At 51.1% G+C, this 14,627-nt stretch carries 14 protein-coding genes; 5 read left to right on the top strand and 9 right to left on the bottom strand.

Annotation, left to right across the window (positions count from 1 at the left end):
• Positions 1 to 177: 177 nt before the first annotated feature.
• From ispC to rpsB, 5 genes are all read right to left on the bottom strand, one after another.
• The gene (ispC, locus tag KKH3_RS03750; RefSeq protein ID WP_039355938.1) at positions 178 to 1,374 is read right to left on the bottom strand and encodes a 1-deoxy-D-xylulose-5-phosphate reductoisomerase; all 1,197 of its coding nucleotides are present in this window, start codon (positions 1,372 to 1,374) and stop codon (positions 178 to 180) included.
• A 373-nt stretch (positions 1,375 to 1,747) separates the two neighbouring features.
• Entirely contained in the window at positions 1,748 to 2,305 is a 558-nt protein-coding gene (frr, locus tag KKH3_RS03745; RefSeq protein WP_014914447.1) for a ribosome recycling factor, read from the bottom strand.
• A gap of 134 nt (positions 2,306 to 2,439) precedes the next feature.
• Complete coding sequence (gene pyrH / locus KKH3_RS03740; RefSeq protein WP_010296404.1) at positions 2,440 to 3,165, bottom strand: UMP kinase; 726 nt, start codon at positions 3,163 to 3,165, stop codon at positions 2,440 to 2,442.
• A 154-nt stretch (positions 3,166 to 3,319) separates the two neighbouring features.
• On the bottom strand, positions 3,320 to 4,171 hold the full coding sequence (gene tsf, locus KKH3_RS03735; RefSeq protein ID WP_010284820.1) for a translation elongation factor Ts: 852 nt from the start codon (positions 4,169 to 4,171) through the stop codon (positions 3,320 to 3,322).
• Positions 4,172 to 4,305: 134 nt separating this feature from the next.
• Complete coding sequence (rpsB, locus tag KKH3_RS03730; RefSeq protein ID WP_010284816.1) at positions 4,306 to 5,031, bottom strand: 30S ribosomal protein S2; 726 nt, start codon at positions 5,029 to 5,031, stop codon at positions 4,306 to 4,308.
• Positions 5,032 to 5,375: 344 nt separating this feature from the next.
• On the opposite strand from rpsB, the gene map reads away from it, so the two are divergent.
• The 4 genes from map to KKH3_RS03710 all read left to right on the top strand — a co-directional run bounded on the left by map (position 5,376) and on the right by KKH3_RS03710 (position 10,328).
• Complete coding sequence (map, locus tag KKH3_RS03725; protein WP_039355933.1) at positions 5,376 to 6,170, top strand: type I methionyl aminopeptidase; 795 nt, start codon at positions 5,376 to 5,378, stop codon at positions 6,168 to 6,170.
• Between the two features lie 113 nt (positions 6,171 to 6,283).
• Positions 6,284 to 8,998, top strand: coding sequence for a bifunctional uridylyltransferase/uridylyl-removing protein GlnD (glnD, locus tag KKH3_RS03720; protein WP_039362101.1), 2,715 nt, complete (start codon positions 6,284 to 6,286; stop codon positions 8,996 to 8,998).
• 28 nt (positions 8,999 to 9,026) lie between these two features.
• Complete coding sequence (dapD, locus tag KKH3_RS03715) at positions 9,027 to 9,854, top strand: 2,3,4,5-tetrahydropyridine-2,6-dicarboxylate N-succinyltransferase (protein WP_039355929.1); 828 nt, start codon at positions 9,027 to 9,029, stop codon at positions 9,852 to 9,854.
• Positions 9,855 to 9,938: 84 nt separating this feature from the next.
• Positions 9,939 to 10,328, top strand: coding sequence for a DUF3461 family protein (locus KKH3_RS03710; RefSeq protein ID WP_010284811.1), 390 nt, complete (start codon positions 9,939 to 9,941; stop codon positions 10,326 to 10,328).
• An 84-nt stretch (positions 10,329 to 10,412) separates the two neighbouring features.
• Here KKH3_RS03710 and KKH3_RS03705 read toward each other — a convergent pair whose 3' ends face one another.
• The 4 genes from KKH3_RS03705 to syd form a co-directional block, all read right to left on the bottom strand.
• A complete protein-coding gene (locus tag KKH3_RS03705) occupies positions 10,413 to 10,868 on the bottom strand; it encodes a flavodoxin (protein ID WP_039355926.1) in 456 nt (151 codons plus the stop codon).
• 81 nt (positions 10,869 to 10,949) lie between these two features.
• A complete protein-coding gene (gene truC / locus KKH3_RS03700; protein ID WP_039355923.1) occupies positions 10,950 to 11,735 on the bottom strand; it encodes a tRNA pseudouridine(65) synthase TruC in 786 nt (261 codons plus the stop codon).
• Positions 11,728 to 12,078 carry a YqcC family protein gene (locus KKH3_RS03695; protein WP_039355919.1) on the bottom strand — a complete coding sequence of 117 codons (351 nt, stop codon included), beginning with the start codon at positions 12,076 to 12,078 and terminating at the stop codon, positions 11,728 to 11,730. Before KKH3_RS03695 ends, truC begins: the two co-directional genes overlap by 8 nt.
• A gap of 821 nt (positions 12,079 to 12,899) precedes the next feature.
• A complete protein-coding gene (gene syd, locus KKH3_RS03690) occupies positions 12,900 to 13,448 on the bottom strand; it encodes a SecY-interacting protein (protein WP_039355916.1) in 549 nt (182 codons plus the stop codon).
• 70 nt (positions 13,449 to 13,518) lie between these two features.
• Between syd and queF the strand changes: the two genes are divergently transcribed.
• Positions 13,519 to 14,367, top strand: a complete 849-nt coding sequence (gene queF, locus KKH3_RS03685) for an NADPH-dependent 7-cyano-7-deazaguanine reductase QueF (RefSeq protein ID WP_039355913.1) — start codon at positions 13,519 to 13,521, stop codon at positions 14,365 to 14,367.
• Positions 14,368 to 14,627: the final 260 nt, after the last annotated feature.

Raw genomic sequence — 14,627 nt, 5'->3', positions numbered from 1 at the left:
GCAAGAAATACAACAGTCCTTCCGTAACATCAGACCCCGTTAGCGCAAAAAAAGCCGTGAACGATCACGGCTTAGCTTCACAGTCGATTAAACAATTTTCGCATAATCAACCATTGAGTGGCGCAGACTATACCACCTCCACCGCACATGAACAAATTGTGCCATGGGTCTATCCGGCTACCGCGCGTAATGTATCAGGGTCTGTGTTGCGGCCTGTCTGGCCCAGCCGTCGATAAACAGAACATCATCAACGCTGGCGGGTTCTGGTAATGTAAGTTGTTCAATAACCTGACGATTTACCGCTGCAATATCCGTAAAACGGATTTGCGACTGCAAAAATGCCGCTACCGCAATTTCATTTGCGGCGTTCAACGCCGTGGTGGCCGACTGACCATGATTACAGGCATCAATAGCGAGCTGTAAACAAGGGTAGCGCGCATAGTCTGGGGCTAAAAATGTCAGCTCGCCAATCTGGCAAAAATCTAACGCTTTTGCCCCCGATGTCACACGTTCAGGATACGCCATGGCATGAGCAATCGGCGTACGCATATCGGGCGATCCCAACTGCGCTAGAACGCTGCCATCACGGTAACGTACCATCGAGTGAATCACCGACTGCGGATGGATAATGACTTCCATCTCTTCGGCAGAAGCATTAAACAGCCAGCGCGCTTCGATATACTCCAGCCCCTTGTTCATCATCGTGGCAGAATCAACCGAAATTTTGCGCCCCATTGACCAGTTTGGGTGCGCGCACGCCTGATCTGGCGTCATATCCGCCAGCGCCGACACCGGCGTTTCACGAAACGGCCCACCGGAGCCAGTCAGAACAATACGTTCGACCCCATGCTGCGACAATGAAGCGTAGCCTAATTGGCGCTGAATTTGCTCAGGTAAACTCTGAAAAATCGCATTATGTTCACTATCAATCGGTAAAAGCTGCGCGTCACTTTGCGCCACAGCATCCATGAAGAGACGCCCACAGGTAACCAGTGATTCTTTGTTCGCCAACAACACCTGTTTTCCGGCATGGATTGCTGCCAGCGTCGGCAATAATCCAGCGGCCCCCACAATCGCGGCCATGACCTGATCAACGCCATCTAATGCAGCAAGGTCACACGCGGCCTGAACGCCTGCCAGCACTTCCGTTTTGCAACCATAGCCCGCCAACTGCTGGCGCAGGGCGGTTGCAGAGGCTTCATCCGCCATTGAGGCATAAGCGGGTTGGAAAGCGAGGCACTGCTCTAACATCAACTTGACGTTGTGTCCGGCAGAGAGCGCGCGTACAGCAAATTTATCGGGGTTGGCATTAATGACGGCCAGCGAACTGACGCCAATAGAGCCAGTGGAACCAAGAATTGTCAGTTGCTTCATTAAAAATGCTCTGAATAACCGGATTTGATGACAGGAAGGTACACGAGTCTGAGACGATTACCATGATATATCTCTGCTCTCGATCACAGTCACGACAGCCACAAGCATATACCTAGCAAAAAATTGTTTACTACCCAGAGGGGCTAGCCTTCACCCATTCCTTGCATAACCATTGTAATACTCTACATAATTCACGTTTCAGGCAGGCGGCTAGAGATGGCATCCCGATGAGCTTACTCAAGTAAGTGATTCGGGTGGCTGAACGCGGCCAACACACATGCAACGTGAAGAATGACGAGTATAAAAATAAAGCGCCGTAGGAAAAAGGGGGCCAGCCCACACGCTCCCTGCGACGCACTATCCAACAGGCTGATTAGAACTCCATCAGCTCCGCTTCTTTTTCTGCCAGAGCCACATCCACTTTCTTAATGAAGTTATCAGTCAGTTTCTGCACGTCGTCCTGAGCACGACGTTCTTCATCTTCACTGATCGCTTTATCTTTAAGCAGCGCTTTCAGTTTGTCGTTAGCATCGCGGCGCACGTTACGTACAGAAACGCGCCCTTGCTCCGCTTCACCGCGAACGACTTTGATCAGATCTTTACGACGTTCTTCCGTCAGTGGTGGCAGTGGAACACGGATTACTGTACCAGCTGAAGACGGGTTCAGGCCGAGATCGGAGGCCATGATCGCTTTCTCAACCGCTGGGCCAAGCGAACGATCAAATACCGTAATCGCCAGCGTGCGGGAATCTTCTACGACAACGTTAGCAACCTGACGCAGTGGCGTTGCGCTGCCATAATATTCAACCTGGATGCCATCGAGAATGCTAGGCGATGCACGGCCGGTACGGATTTTGCTGATCTGATTTTTAAACGCTTCAACACATTTGTCCATGCGCGTTTCAGCATCTTTTCTGATTTCATTAGTCACGTTGTGAACCCTTGAAAACTGGTTGCCTGGCAGGCCATGCAGTGCATGACCCGGTGAATAATTAATGCCAGCGCGTGGCTGGCGTATAGAGCAATACTGAGAATATATTACCCTATAATCGGGATTAGCCGTTATTACTGACTAATCAACGTCCCTTCTTTTTCACCCATGACAACGCGACGCAGTGCGCCAGGCTTGTTCATGTTGAAAACACGGATTGGTAAATTATGGTCGCGTGCCAGCGTGAACGCGGCAAGATCCATGACTTTCAGCTCACGTTCTAACACGTCTTGATAAGTTAGCGTTTCATACATCGTCGCTGTAGGATCTTTCACTGGATCGGCAGAATAGACGCCATCGACTTTTGTCGCTTTCAATACGACATCCGCTTCAATCTCAATGCCGCGTAGGCAAGCCGCAGAATCTGTGGTGAAGAAAGGGTTGCCTGTTCCGGCGGAGAAAATCACTACGCGGTTATTACGCAGCAGGCTAATCGCCTCTGCCCAGCTGTAGTTATCACAGACGCCATTCAGCGGAATAGCAGACATCAGGCGAGCGTTCACATAGGCACGGTGCAACGCATCACGCATTGCCAGACCATTCATGACGGTCGCCAGCATTCCCATGTGGTCGCCCACAACGCGGTTCATACCCGCTTTAGCCAGACCCGCGCCACGAAACAGGTTACCACCGCCGATAACTACACCGACCTGAATGCCTAACTCAACCAGTTCTTTCACTTCCTGAGCCATGCGATCCAGAATGCTCGCATCGATACCAAAACCTTCAGTTCCCTGTAAAGCTTCGCCACTGAGCTTCAGCAGGATTCGTTGATAGACGGGTTTTGCATTGGTTGCCATGGTGTTCTTATCCTACAGGCTGTCGTCGTATTGAGGGGTTGTAAAAATCAAAACTGTTCCACTCGGCTCCTATCTGAATACAGGAAACCAAGCGAACTAAAACTCTTTGGGCTGGATAAAAAGGAACCGCCAACTGGCGGCTCTTTTTTTGTTATTAAGACTGCTTACTCATTGCTGCAACTTCAGCAGCAAAGTCAGTCTCAACTTTCTCAATGCCTTCACCCACTTCGAAACGGATGAAGTTAGTCACGTCAGCGTTGTGCTCTTTCAGCAGTTGACCAACAGACTTGGCTGGATCCATAACGAAAGGCTGACCCGTCAGAGAAACTTCACCGGTGAATTTCTTCATACGGCCTTCAACCATTTTCTCTGCGATTTCTTTCGGCTTGCCAGACTGCATCGCGATTTCCAACTGAACCTGGTACTCTTTCTCTACCACTTCAGCAGACACGTCTTCTGGCTTAACGAATTCTGGCTTGCTTGCTGCAACATGCATAGCCAGGTGTTTAACCAGCTCTTCGTCAGCGCCTTTAGCGGCAACCAGAACACCGATGCGCGCACCGTGTTGGTAGTTACCCAGAACTTCGCCTTCCAGAGCAGAAACGCGGCGAATGTTGATGTTCTCACCAATTTTCGCAACCAGTGCAACACGCTCTTCTTCGAACTGTGCTTTCAGCACGTCAACATCAGTGATTTTACCTGCAACCGCAGCATCCAGCACTTTGTCAGCAAATGCCTGGAAACCAGCATCTTTAGCAACGAAGTCGGTCTGGCAGTTAACTTCCAGAATCACAGCGTAGTTACCGTCGATCTTAGTCTTGATCACGCCATCAGCAGCAACGTTACCAGCTTTCTTAGCCGCTTTAATTGCGCCAGATTTACGCATGTTTTCGATTGCCAGCTCGATGTCGCCATTAGCTTCAACCAGCGCCTTCTTACATTCCATCATGCCCGCAGCGGTACGCTCACGCAGCTCTTTTACCAGGGATGCGGTAATTTCAGCCATTCTAAAATCCTCGGAAGATTTGTTCTGCCTGGTCGTCACGACCAAACAGCTTTAAAAGTGAAAAAGGGGCCATAAAAAGGCCCCTAACCAAACTAGTACTACCTGGTTAATAAGGGCTCAACGAGCCAGACTTATTATTCAGCTTCTACTAAGCCTTCTTCTGCCTGCACAGCCAGATCTTGAGAACGGCCTTCGCGGACAGCAGTAGCAACAGCGCTCAGGTACAGGCTAACTGCACGGATTGCGTCATCGTTACCAGGGATGATGTAGTCAACGCCATCTGGATCGGAGTTGGTATCAACCACTGCGAATACCGGAATACCCAGGTTGTTAGCTTCTTTGATTGCGATGTGCTCGTGATCGGCGTCGATAACGAACAGCGCGTCTGGCAGACCGCCCATATCTTTGATACCGCCCAGGCTGTTTTCCAGCTTGTCCAGTTCACGAGTGCGCATCAGCGCCTCTTTTTTGGTCAGCTTGTCGAACGTGCCGTCTTGAGATTGGGTTTCCAGATCTTTCAAACGTTTGATGGACTGACGAACGGTTTTCCAGTTAGTCAGCATACCGCCCAACCAACGATGGTTCACGAAGAACTGATCGCAGTTGTTGGCTGCATCTTTTACCGCTTCGCTTGCTGCGCGCTTAGTACCAACGAACAGAATTTTGCCTTTGCGAGAAGCAATTTTGCTCAGCTCAGCCAGAGCGTCGTTGAACATCGGTACAGTTTTTTCAAGGTTGATGATGTGAACTTTGTTACGTGCACCGAAGATGAATGGCTTCATTTTCGGGTTCCAGTAACGGGTCTGGTGACCAAAGTGTACGCCAGCCTTGAGCATATCGCGCATGGAAACAGTTGCCATGATTACCTCTATTGATTAAGTATGGGGTTATGCCTCCACATGTCCCATTGCGCCGACCCCATCCGGTGAAACACCTCAGGAGCACCCCGGCGAACGTGCCGACATGTGTGTGTTATTTACACAAAGTGAGTTTAGTCGATGTGGTTGAATACCGTATAACCGATATCCAGCCGGATCATCGGCGCGCTTTATACCATAAATCCCCCAGCGACACCAACATTTGTTATTCAACCGTCCACAAATCAGAATGATAGTTTGGCAAGCCAGCGGCATGGCTGGTAACATAAGTTATTAGTTATCGCTCTTAATTTTTGTGCTTAACAGGCACCTGCGGACAATCATCAATGGCAATTTCAATTAAAACTCCTGAAGACATCGAAAAAATGCGCGTAGCGGGTCGCCTGGCTGCCGAAGTTCTGGAAATCATCGAGCCCCACGTGGTGCCGGGCGTTAGTACTGGCGAGCTGGACAGAATCTGTCACGATCACATCACCAATAAGCAGCAGGCCATTTCTGCTTGTCTGGGCTACCACGGCTTCCCGAAATCCGTCTGCATCTCCATCAATGAAGTGGTGTGCCACGGTATTCCTAGCGAAGAACGCATTTTGAAAGACGGCGACATCGTCAACATCGACGTCACCGTAATCAAAGACGGCTTCCACGGCGATACGTCAAAAATGTTCATTGCGGGCAAACCGACCATTCTGGGTGAGCGCCTCTGCCGCATCACGCAGGAAAGTCTCTATCTGGCGCTGAAAATGGTTAAGCCAGGCATTCGCCTGCGTACGTTGGGCAAAGCGATCCAGCAGTTTGCGGAAGGGAATAATTTCTCCGTGGTGCGTGAGTACTGCGGTCACGGCATCGGCAAGGGCTTCCACGAAGAGCCACAGGTTCTGCACTACGATGCAGACGACGGTGGCGTAGTGCTGCAAGCGGGTATGGCATTTACGATCGAGCCTATGCTCAATGCCGGTGATTTCCGTATTCGTACCATGAAAGACGGCTGGACGGTAAAAACCAAAGATCGCAGCTTGTCGGCACAGTACGAGCATACTATTGTGGTAACCGATAACGGCTGCGAAATAATGACGTTGCGAAAGGATGACACCATCCCCAACATCATCACGCATGAACAGTAAACACGGAGCCGGCAGATGCCGGCTTTTTTATGGCGTGCAGAAAGCACGCCACCCTACGAGCCGTCGCAAGCGACGTTGAAAAACGCGCTCTGCGTTTTTTTATGGGCTGCGCTATGACAGATAACCGATTTTCGCCAGACAGTACGCCACCCGACGCGTCCTCATCAAACAGCCCTGTAGATCCCAGTGCACCAGCGCAGTTGCCCGCTTCACCGCTGACCTACGCGGATGACATGCTGAATTGCCAGACGTTAAAACAGCAGTTGGAACTGTTTCAGCTTTGGCTCGGTTCAGAATTCCGTTCCGGCGTCAGCGCAGAAAAGCTGATTGATGCCAGAACTTTGTTCATCGATCGCCTGTTGCAACGGCTGTGGTACTTCCACGGCTTTGAAAATATTGCCCAAACGTCACTGGTGGCAGTGGGTGGATATGGCCGAGGAGAGCTACACCCGCTTTCCGATATCGATGTGCTGGTATTAAGCCAGACGGCACTGAGTGAGGAGCACTCACAGCGCGTCGGCCAATTCATCACCCTACTGTGGGATTTGAAGCTGGAAGTCGGCCATAGTGTCAGGACGCTGGAAGAGTGCTTACAGGAAGGACGCGCAGACATTTCTGTCGCGACCAACCTGATCGAATCCCGCATGATATGCGGCGACGTCGCCCTGTTTCTTACGCTGCAAAAACACGTGTTCAGCGATGAATTTTGGCCATCCTCCGCATTTTTCCCAGCAAAAATCGCCGAACAACAAGAGCGCCATCAGCGCTATCACAGCACCAGCTACAACCTGGAGCCCGATATCAAGAGCAGCCCAGGCGGACTACGCGACATTCACACGCTGCTGTGGGTCGCGAGACGCCACTTCGGTGCGACCTCGCTCAACGAAATGGTAGGGTTCGGCTTTCTGACAGAAGCGGAGCGTAAAGAGCTGAACGAATGCCAAAGCTTTTTGTGGCGCATCCGCTTCGCCCTGCACCTGATCCTGCCGCGTTACGACAATCGGCTGCTGTTCGACAGACAGCTTAACGTCGCGCAATTGTTGCAATATCAGGGCGAGGGGAATACGCCGGTAGAACGCATGATGAAGGACTTCTACCGTATGACGCGTCGCGTCAGCGAGTTGAACCAGATGCTGTTGCAGCTCTTTGACGAAGCAATTCTGGCACTGGATGCGAGTGAGAAGCCTCGTCAGATTGACGATGAATTCCAGTTACGCGGCAATCTGCTTGATCTGCGCGATGAGAATCTGTTTATCAAAAAGCCAGAAGCCATCATGCGCATGTTCTACCTGATGGTGCGCAACCGTGATATTAGCGGTATTTACTCCACCACATTGCGCCAGTTGCGCCATGCTCGTCGCCACCTTGCCAGCCCGCTTTGCACCATCCCAGAAGCACGTCAGCTGTTCATGAATATTCTGCGCCATCCGCATGCGGTAAGCCGTGCGCTGCTGCCAATGCATCGCCACAGCGTGCTGTGGGCGTATATGCCGCTGTGGGGAAACATCGTCGGTCAGATGCAGTTCGATCTGTTTCACGCCTATACGGTGGATGAACACACGATCCGCGTTCTGCTCAAGCTGGAAAGCTTTGCCGATGAGGATACGCGGCCACAGCATCCTCTGTGCGTAGAGCTCTACCCTCGCCTGCCCCAGCCCGAATTATTGCTGCTGGCCGCGTTGTTCCACGATATCGCCAAAGGCCGAGGAGGCGATCACTCTGAACTGGGCGCGCAGGATGTGCTGGAGTTTGCCGCACTGCACGGACTGAACTCGCGTGAAGCTCAGTTGGTTTCCTGGCTGGTGCGCTGCCACCTGCTGATGTCGGTCACCGCACAGCGTCGCGACATTCAGGATCCCACCGTCATTCAGCAATTTGCCACCGAAGTGCAGAGCGAAACTCGCCTGCGCTATCTGGTCAGCCTGACAGTTGCGGATATTTGCGCGACGAATGAAACGCTGTGGAACAGTTGGAAACAGAGCCTGTTGCGTGAACTCTATTTCGCTACCGAGAAGCAGCTGCGACGTGGCATGCAAAATACGCCGGATTTACGCGAACGCGTCCGCCACCATCGGTTGCAGGCGCTGGCGCTACTGCGCATGGACAACATTGACGAAGAAGCGTTGCACCATATCTGGAGCCGCTGTCGAGCCGATTATTTCCTGCGTCACTCGCCAAATCAGCTTGCCTGGCACGCACGTCATCTGCTGGAACATGACGTCAACAAACCGCTCGTGCTGATCAGCCATCAAGCCAGCCGTGGCGGTACAGAGATTTTTATCTGGAGCCCGGACAGACCTTACCTTTTCGCGGCGGTCGCTGGCGAACTGGATCGACGCAACCTCAGCGTGCACGATGCGCAAATTTTCACCAGCCGCGACGGCATGGCGATGGATACGTTCATCGTGCTGGAACCGGACGGCAGCCCGCTGGCGCAGGATCGGCATGAGATGATCCGCCACGCGCTGGAACAGGCGCTGACACATCGGCACTACCAACACCCGCGCGTGCGCCGACCATCACCTAAGCTGCGCCATTTCAGCGTCCCCACCGAGGTCAACTTTCTGCCGACACATACGGACAGACGTAGCTACATGGAGCTCTGCGCGCTTGACCAACCGGGACTGTTGGCACGCATCGGTGAAATTTTTGCCGATCTCAACCTGTCGCTGCATGGCGCACGCATTTCCACGATCGGCGAGCGGGTAGAGGATCTTTTCATTCTGGCCGACAGCGACAGACGGGCATTAAAGCCGGATTTACGCCTTAAATTGCAAGAACGGTTGACAGAAGCCCTTAACCCAAACGATAAAGTACCATTGAGTTAATTTTTACAATCAGGAAAGAGAAATCAGGATGCACCAACAATTACAGAACATCATTGAGACGGCTTTCGAGCGCCGCGCTGAAATCACTCCGGCAAACGCAGACACCGTCACGCGTGAAGCCGTCAATCAGGCTATCAACCTGCTGGATAGCGGCGCCCTGCGCGTTGCAGAGAAAATCGACGGCCAGTGGGTTACGCATCAGTGGCTGAAGAAAGCCGTGCTGCTCTCTTTCCGTATTAACGATAACCAACTTATCGAAGGCGGAGAAACACGCTTTTTCGACAAAGTGCCAATGAAATTCGCTGACTATGATGAAGCGCGTTTCCAGCGTGAAGGCGTGCGCGTTGCACCACCAGCCAGCGTGCGTCGCGGTGCCTATATCGCACGTAATACCGTGCTGATGCCATCTTACGTCAACATCGGCGCTTACGTTGATGAAGGCACCATGGTGGATACGTGGGTAACCGTAGGCTCTTGTGCTCAGATCGGTAAAAATGTTCACCTGTCCGGCGGCGTGGGCATCGGTGGTGTTTTGGAGCCGTTACAGGCTAACCCAACCATCATCGAAGATAACTGCTTCATCGGTGCGCGTTCTGAAGTCGTAGAAGGCGTTGTGGTTGAGGAAGGTTCCGTCATCTCCATGGGCGTGTTCATCAGCCAAAGTACCCGTATTTACGATCGTGAAACGGGTGAAATTCACTATGGCCGCGTCCCCGCAGGCTCCGTCGTGGTTTCTGGCAACCTGCCGTCCAAAGATGGTAGCCACAGCATGTACTGCGCCATCATTGTGAAGAAAGTGGATGCAAAAACCCGCGGTAAAGTGGGTATCAATGAGTTATTACGCTCTATCGACTAAACGAGAAACGGCGGGTTAATCCCCCGCCGTTTTTTTATGCTCGAACGATAATCAGGACTATCTAAAAACCGAGAAGGTGACGCTATGTATGACAATCTAAAAAGCCTGGGCATTACCAATCCCGATGATATCGATCGCTATAGCCTGCGTCAGGAAGCAAACAACGACATCCTGAAGATCTATTTTCGCAAAGATAAGGGCGAGTTTTTTGCTAAAAGCGTGAAGTTCAAATATCCACGTCAGCGCAAGACCATCGTGGCCGACAACAGCGGACAGGGCTATAAAGAGATCAACGAGATCAGCCCAAATCTGCGTTATGTAATTGATGAGTTAGATAAAATCTGCCAGCAGGAACAGGTTGAAGTCGATCTGAAACGCAAAATCCTCGATGACCTACGTCATCTGGAGAGCGTGGTTTCCAACAAAATTACCGAAATCGAAGCGGATTTAGAGAAGTTGACCAAGAACCGTTAAACACGTTCATCTCTAAATACATTAAGACAGACCGCAACGAAAACGGGAGCCTTGTGAGCTCCCGTTTCTTATCTCAGCACAGCATTACTGTGCGTCAACTGAATCAGCCCATGCCTCAACCCACGGGCATGAAATCACTTCCGGCTCTGGATGTTCAACAGCATCAATTTCCAAAACATCACCCAGACGCTTCGCACCGATTTCCTGCAACAGTGCATCGAAAAGATGACCACCCGCGCAGAAGTTCGGGTAACTGCTGTCACCCAGCGCAATCACGCCATAGCGCAGCGCGGGCTGGTAACCGCCTTTCTCACGCAGTGCGGCGTAAAGCGGAACAATAGAATCAGGCAACTGGCCTTGTCCCGTCGTCGACGTGACGACTAAAACCGAATGCTCGCGGTAATCCAGCCAGGATTCCAGCGTCGCATCTTCAAAGACCTTAACCTCGTGACCACGATCCTTGAGTATATTTTCGGCTTCTTCGGCCACCAGCAATGCATTCCCGTAGACCGTACCAACAAAAATACCAATCTGCGCCATGCTTCTGACTCCCTTTTTAATTCAATATGTTTGATATAAAAGTAATATAAAAATAATACGGCAGTAATAAGACTGCGATGATTACTCGACGAAATGTTCGCTATCCTGACCTGAGTCGGCAGGAAACTCAACCCCTTCAAAATCAGGGAGAATCCCCTGCCAGCCAAACTGCCTCATCACCCCCTGCCACGGGGAATCCCAACGCGCCTGTAGCCTCAATGGCTGTCCGCTCACCGGATGGTTTAGCTGTAACTCGCTGGCATGCAGCATGAGCCTGCCGCAGGAAAAGTGCGACTCCATGCCGCGATTGTGTCGCAGGTCGCCATGCGCGGTATCGCCGATAATCGGATGATGGATATGTGACATATGGCGGCGTAGCTGGTGCTTGCGCCCGGTCTGTGGCTTCAACTCCATCAGACTGTAGCGTGCCGTAGGATAACGACCGATGGCGACCGGCATCTCAACCTGCGCCAACGAACGGTAATGTGTGACGGCAGGCTGCGGTGCCTTATCAGGATGGGTAAACTTGTCAGCAATCTTGTCCAGCTCTTCGGTGAGCGCATAGTCGATCACGCCGTCATCCAGCACATAGCCCCGTACAACGGCATGGTACATTTTCTGCATCTGGTGCGATTCAAATTGCTGGGATAACGCACGCGCCACCTCGCTGGACAGCGCTAGCAGCAACACGCCGGATGTCGGCCTGTCGAGACGATGAACGGTATACACATGCTGGCCGATCTGATCGCGCACGGTTTGCATCACCACGACTTTTTCTTTGCGATCCAGCCAACTACGATGGACTAACCAGCCGCTGGGTTTATTGACGGCAACCAGATGCTCATCCTGATAAATAATCTCAAGCATCGTGCGCTGCGCCATCCTGCACATCGGGGTTGAACAGCTCATCGAGCAGCCTGATACGCAACAAAATCGCCGCAGTCTCTTCTGGCGTACCTTCCAGTGCTTCTTCAAAATAAGGCAGTAAAACCAACTCAGCGGGCAGCGCTAGCTCGCTGTCCAATAAGGCATGCATGCGCGGCAAAAAAACCCACTGCAACCACTCTTCGGGTTTCATGGTATCGAGACTGAAAGGCTCCGTGCTGTTAAAGGCCTCATCTTCCGGCGGGACAACCTGCCAGAAAGGGCTTTCTCTCAATGCGCGCTCAATATCGAATAATGACTGACGAACCTGGTTCTCTCTACTCATGCGGTTTCTCGCCCTAGACGCCAACAGTAATGGCGGCAAAGCATAGCACTGATATCAGTCTGACCCAATCGCTGCATTTTGGTCATATGCTATGTAAAATAACCCCTGATTCCGATCGTTACAGGCAAAAAATTGGGGGTACTGATTGCTCAGTACCCCCGGTTCGTTTTATAGCTATCCCGCTACACATTTGCATCCCTGCTCATCCGTGAAAACTTTTCCTTTTTGGTCGTCCTAACCCACAATCCTTGCTGGCGTCCCACTTTCTTCCTGACGTTTCCATCCTGTATCTTCCGTGATTCAATCCCTTTAGGCTCCTGCCCCACCGATATTCCTAATCGGCTCTCGGTCTCCTTCCTGGAGGTGTCCCTGATTTCATCCTGAAACCCTATTTCTTCCTGAAAACTGTGCTTCTTCCTGAAAACAATGCTTTTTCCTGAAGCGACTGTTTCTTCCTAAAACAGCGTTTATCCCTAAAACAACGTTTCTTCCTAAAGCAATGTCTCTTCCTGAAACAATGTTTCTTCCTGAGAACAACCCGAGCGCAGTAACGTTATTTTGTTACCTATAGTAACGGTTACACACACTGTAACCGGTTACTAACTTAAGTAATAAGATGTATTAATTGTCAGCTTTCAGCAAGGGGTAATTGACAATGTATCTCAACGCCCCTCAGGTGACACAGCGAGATTTTATTATAATCTTCTAATTAATAATGAAAAAATAAAAATGAAACATATTTTCAACATTAAAGATAAGACATTTCTTACAGCAAATGTAAGAGATCTCTCACAAAGCCGAAAGTGAAATTCGATTAACCATTAGACCGCTAACGGATTAAGCCCAGAAAGAAATAACGCCAGCGTTGGCGCTAAGATCTGACGTTTTTTCGTGCCGAATTCTTCCAGGATGATTTCCCCGGAAACATTACACAGCGACACCATTGTCAGCTCCGAATCGGTCGTCGCTAAAAACAGCGTAGGCATAAGCTTAAGGCGTTTCTGCGTTAATAAATGACCAATCAGATTTTCCTGCATCCGGGTGAAATCCTCTTCGCTCCACACCTGCAACAGCTGGCAAGATAGCGAATCAAACTGCGCCGCCATATCCCCGGCATACTGCGCGGTGTAAAAAGCATGAATATCGGGATGCAGGCTGATTTCCAGCGCACGTTCCACACCATCTAATGCGGCTGAAGAAGTAAAAGGCTGTGGCGACCAGTGAACCGTATCGTCATAATTTTCGACAATACACGGGGAAGGTATACCGTAAAGTGCTTCACTGGCAGGCAAATGCCCCTTTTCCTTCTGCCAACAGGCAACATAGCGCTGAGTAAACGCCGCCAGTGCTGAAACAACCTCATGCTCCATAATTTTTCTCATCACTCTTTTAGTCAGGTTACACTATTCACCATCACGCTTATCACATCAAGGTAACAGCATGTCCGTCTATGACAAGCATCAGGCCCTGAGCGGGCTGACACTGGGCAAACCCACTCCCTATCACGACCGCTATGATGCCGCACTTCTGCAACCCGTGCCACGTAGCCTGAACCGCGTTCCACTCGGCATTTATCCTGACAATCTGCCTTTTCATGGCGCGGATATCTGGACGCTCTATGAGCTTTCCTGGCTGAACAATCGCGGCGTGCCTCAGGTCGCCGTCGGTGAAATGCATCTTAATGCGGAAAGCCTGAATCTGATTGAATCAAAAAGCTTTAAGCTGTATCTGAACAGCTTTAATCAGACAGTATTCGACAGCTGGGAAAGCGTACGCGCAACGTTAGCCAAGGATCTGGCGGATTGCGCACAGGGAGATGTCAGCATCACACTTTTCAAACTCAGCGAGCTTGAAGGCCAGCCGATAGCAGGATTCACAGGCGAGTGTATCGACGATCAAGACATTCAGATCGACAGCTACGACTTCAACGCCGACTATCTGGCGACAAACGAACAGGACGCACCAATCGTTGAAGAAACGCTGGTCAGCCACCTGCTGAAATCCAACTGTTTGATCACCCATCAGCCCGACTGGGGCTCGGTACAAATTCACTATCGCGGCAAGCGCATCAACCGTGAAGCGCTGCTGCGCTACATTGTCTCATTTCGTCATCATAACGAATTTCACGAACAGTGTGTGGAACGAATTTTTAACGACATCATGCGCTATTACCAGCCGGAAAAACTCAGCGTGTATGCCCGCTATACCCGACGCGGCGGGCTGGACATCAACCCATGGCGCAGTAATACCCCTTTTAACGCGCCAAATGGACGCCTGCCGCGCCAGTAACCAGTCGATAAGCCGCAGGCTTGCAGAGTAAATTGCGTGGCATCGCGCAAGTAAGGCGACAGACTGCCGCCAACATTGGAAAAAATGATGGCGGCACGTTAAGGTGGTGTGCCAGACAATAAAAGATCCATAACGTCTGAACGGTGCTCAAGTAGGTTTCATTTAAGCTCGCGGTATTTAACGCATGCGCGTTTCGCGTCGTGTCTTAAATGAATGACATTCGTGCCGTGCTGCTGAAACGTCGAGCGTGTAACAACAGA

Origin of the sequence: Pectobacterium actinidiae (assembly GCF_000803315.1) — a bacterium.
GTDB lineage: Bacteria > Pseudomonadota > Gammaproteobacteria > Enterobacterales > Enterobacteriaceae > Pectobacterium > Pectobacterium actinidiae.
The sequence above is the reverse complement of the archived record's forward strand: the minus strand, read 5'-3'. Positions and strand labels throughout refer to the sequence as shown.

What these genes read in the sequence shown, in the direction of transcription:
- ispC (WP_039355938.1), bottom strand. Translation starts at nt 1,374, where the DNA reads ATGAAGCAACTGACAATTCTTGGTTCCACTGGCTCTATTGGCGTCAGT.
- pyrH (WP_010296404.1), bottom strand. Translation starts at nt 3,165, where the DNA reads ATGGCAACCAATGCAAAACCCGTCTATCAACGAATCCTGCTGAAGCTC.
- tsf (WP_010284820.1), bottom strand. Translation starts at nt 4,171, where the DNA reads ATGGCTGAAATTACCGCATCCCTGGTAAAAGAGCTGCGTGAGCGTACC.
- rpsB (WP_010284816.1), bottom strand. Translation starts at nt 5,031, where the DNA reads ATGGCAACTGTTTCCATGCGCGATATGCTCAAGGCTGGCGTACACTTT.
- map (WP_039355933.1), top strand. Translation starts at nt 5,376, where the DNA reads ATGGCAATTTCAATTAAAACTCCTGAAGACATCGAAAAAATGCGCGTA.
- glnD (WP_039362101.1), top strand. Translation starts at nt 6,284, where the DNA reads ATGACAGATAACCGATTTTCGCCAGACAGTACGCCACCCGACGCGTCC.
- dapD (WP_039355929.1), top strand. Translation starts at nt 9,027, where the DNA reads ATGCACCAACAATTACAGAACATCATTGAGACGGCTTTCGAGCGCCGC.
- KKH3_RS03710 (WP_010284811.1), top strand. Translation starts at nt 9,939, where the DNA reads ATGTATGACAATCTAAAAAGCCTGGGCATTACCAATCCCGATGATATC.
- KKH3_RS03705 (WP_039355926.1), bottom strand. Translation starts at nt 10,868, where the DNA reads ATGGCGCAGATTGGTATTTTTGTTGGTACGGTCTACGGGAATGCATTG.
- truC (WP_039355923.1), bottom strand. Translation starts at nt 11,735, where the DNA reads ATGCTTGAGATTATTTATCAGGATGAGCATCTGGTTGCCGTCAATAAA.
- KKH3_RS03695 (WP_039355919.1), bottom strand. Translation starts at nt 12,078, where the DNA reads ATGAGTAGAGAGAACCAGGTTCGTCAGTCATTATTCGATATTGAGCGC.
- syd (WP_039355916.1), bottom strand. Translation starts at nt 13,448, where the DNA reads ATGGAGCATGAGGTTGTTTCAGCACTGGCGGCGTTTACTCAGCGCTAT.
- queF (WP_039355913.1), top strand. Translation starts at nt 13,519, where the DNA reads ATGTCCGTCTATGACAAGCATCAGGCCCTGAGCGGGCTGACACTGGGC.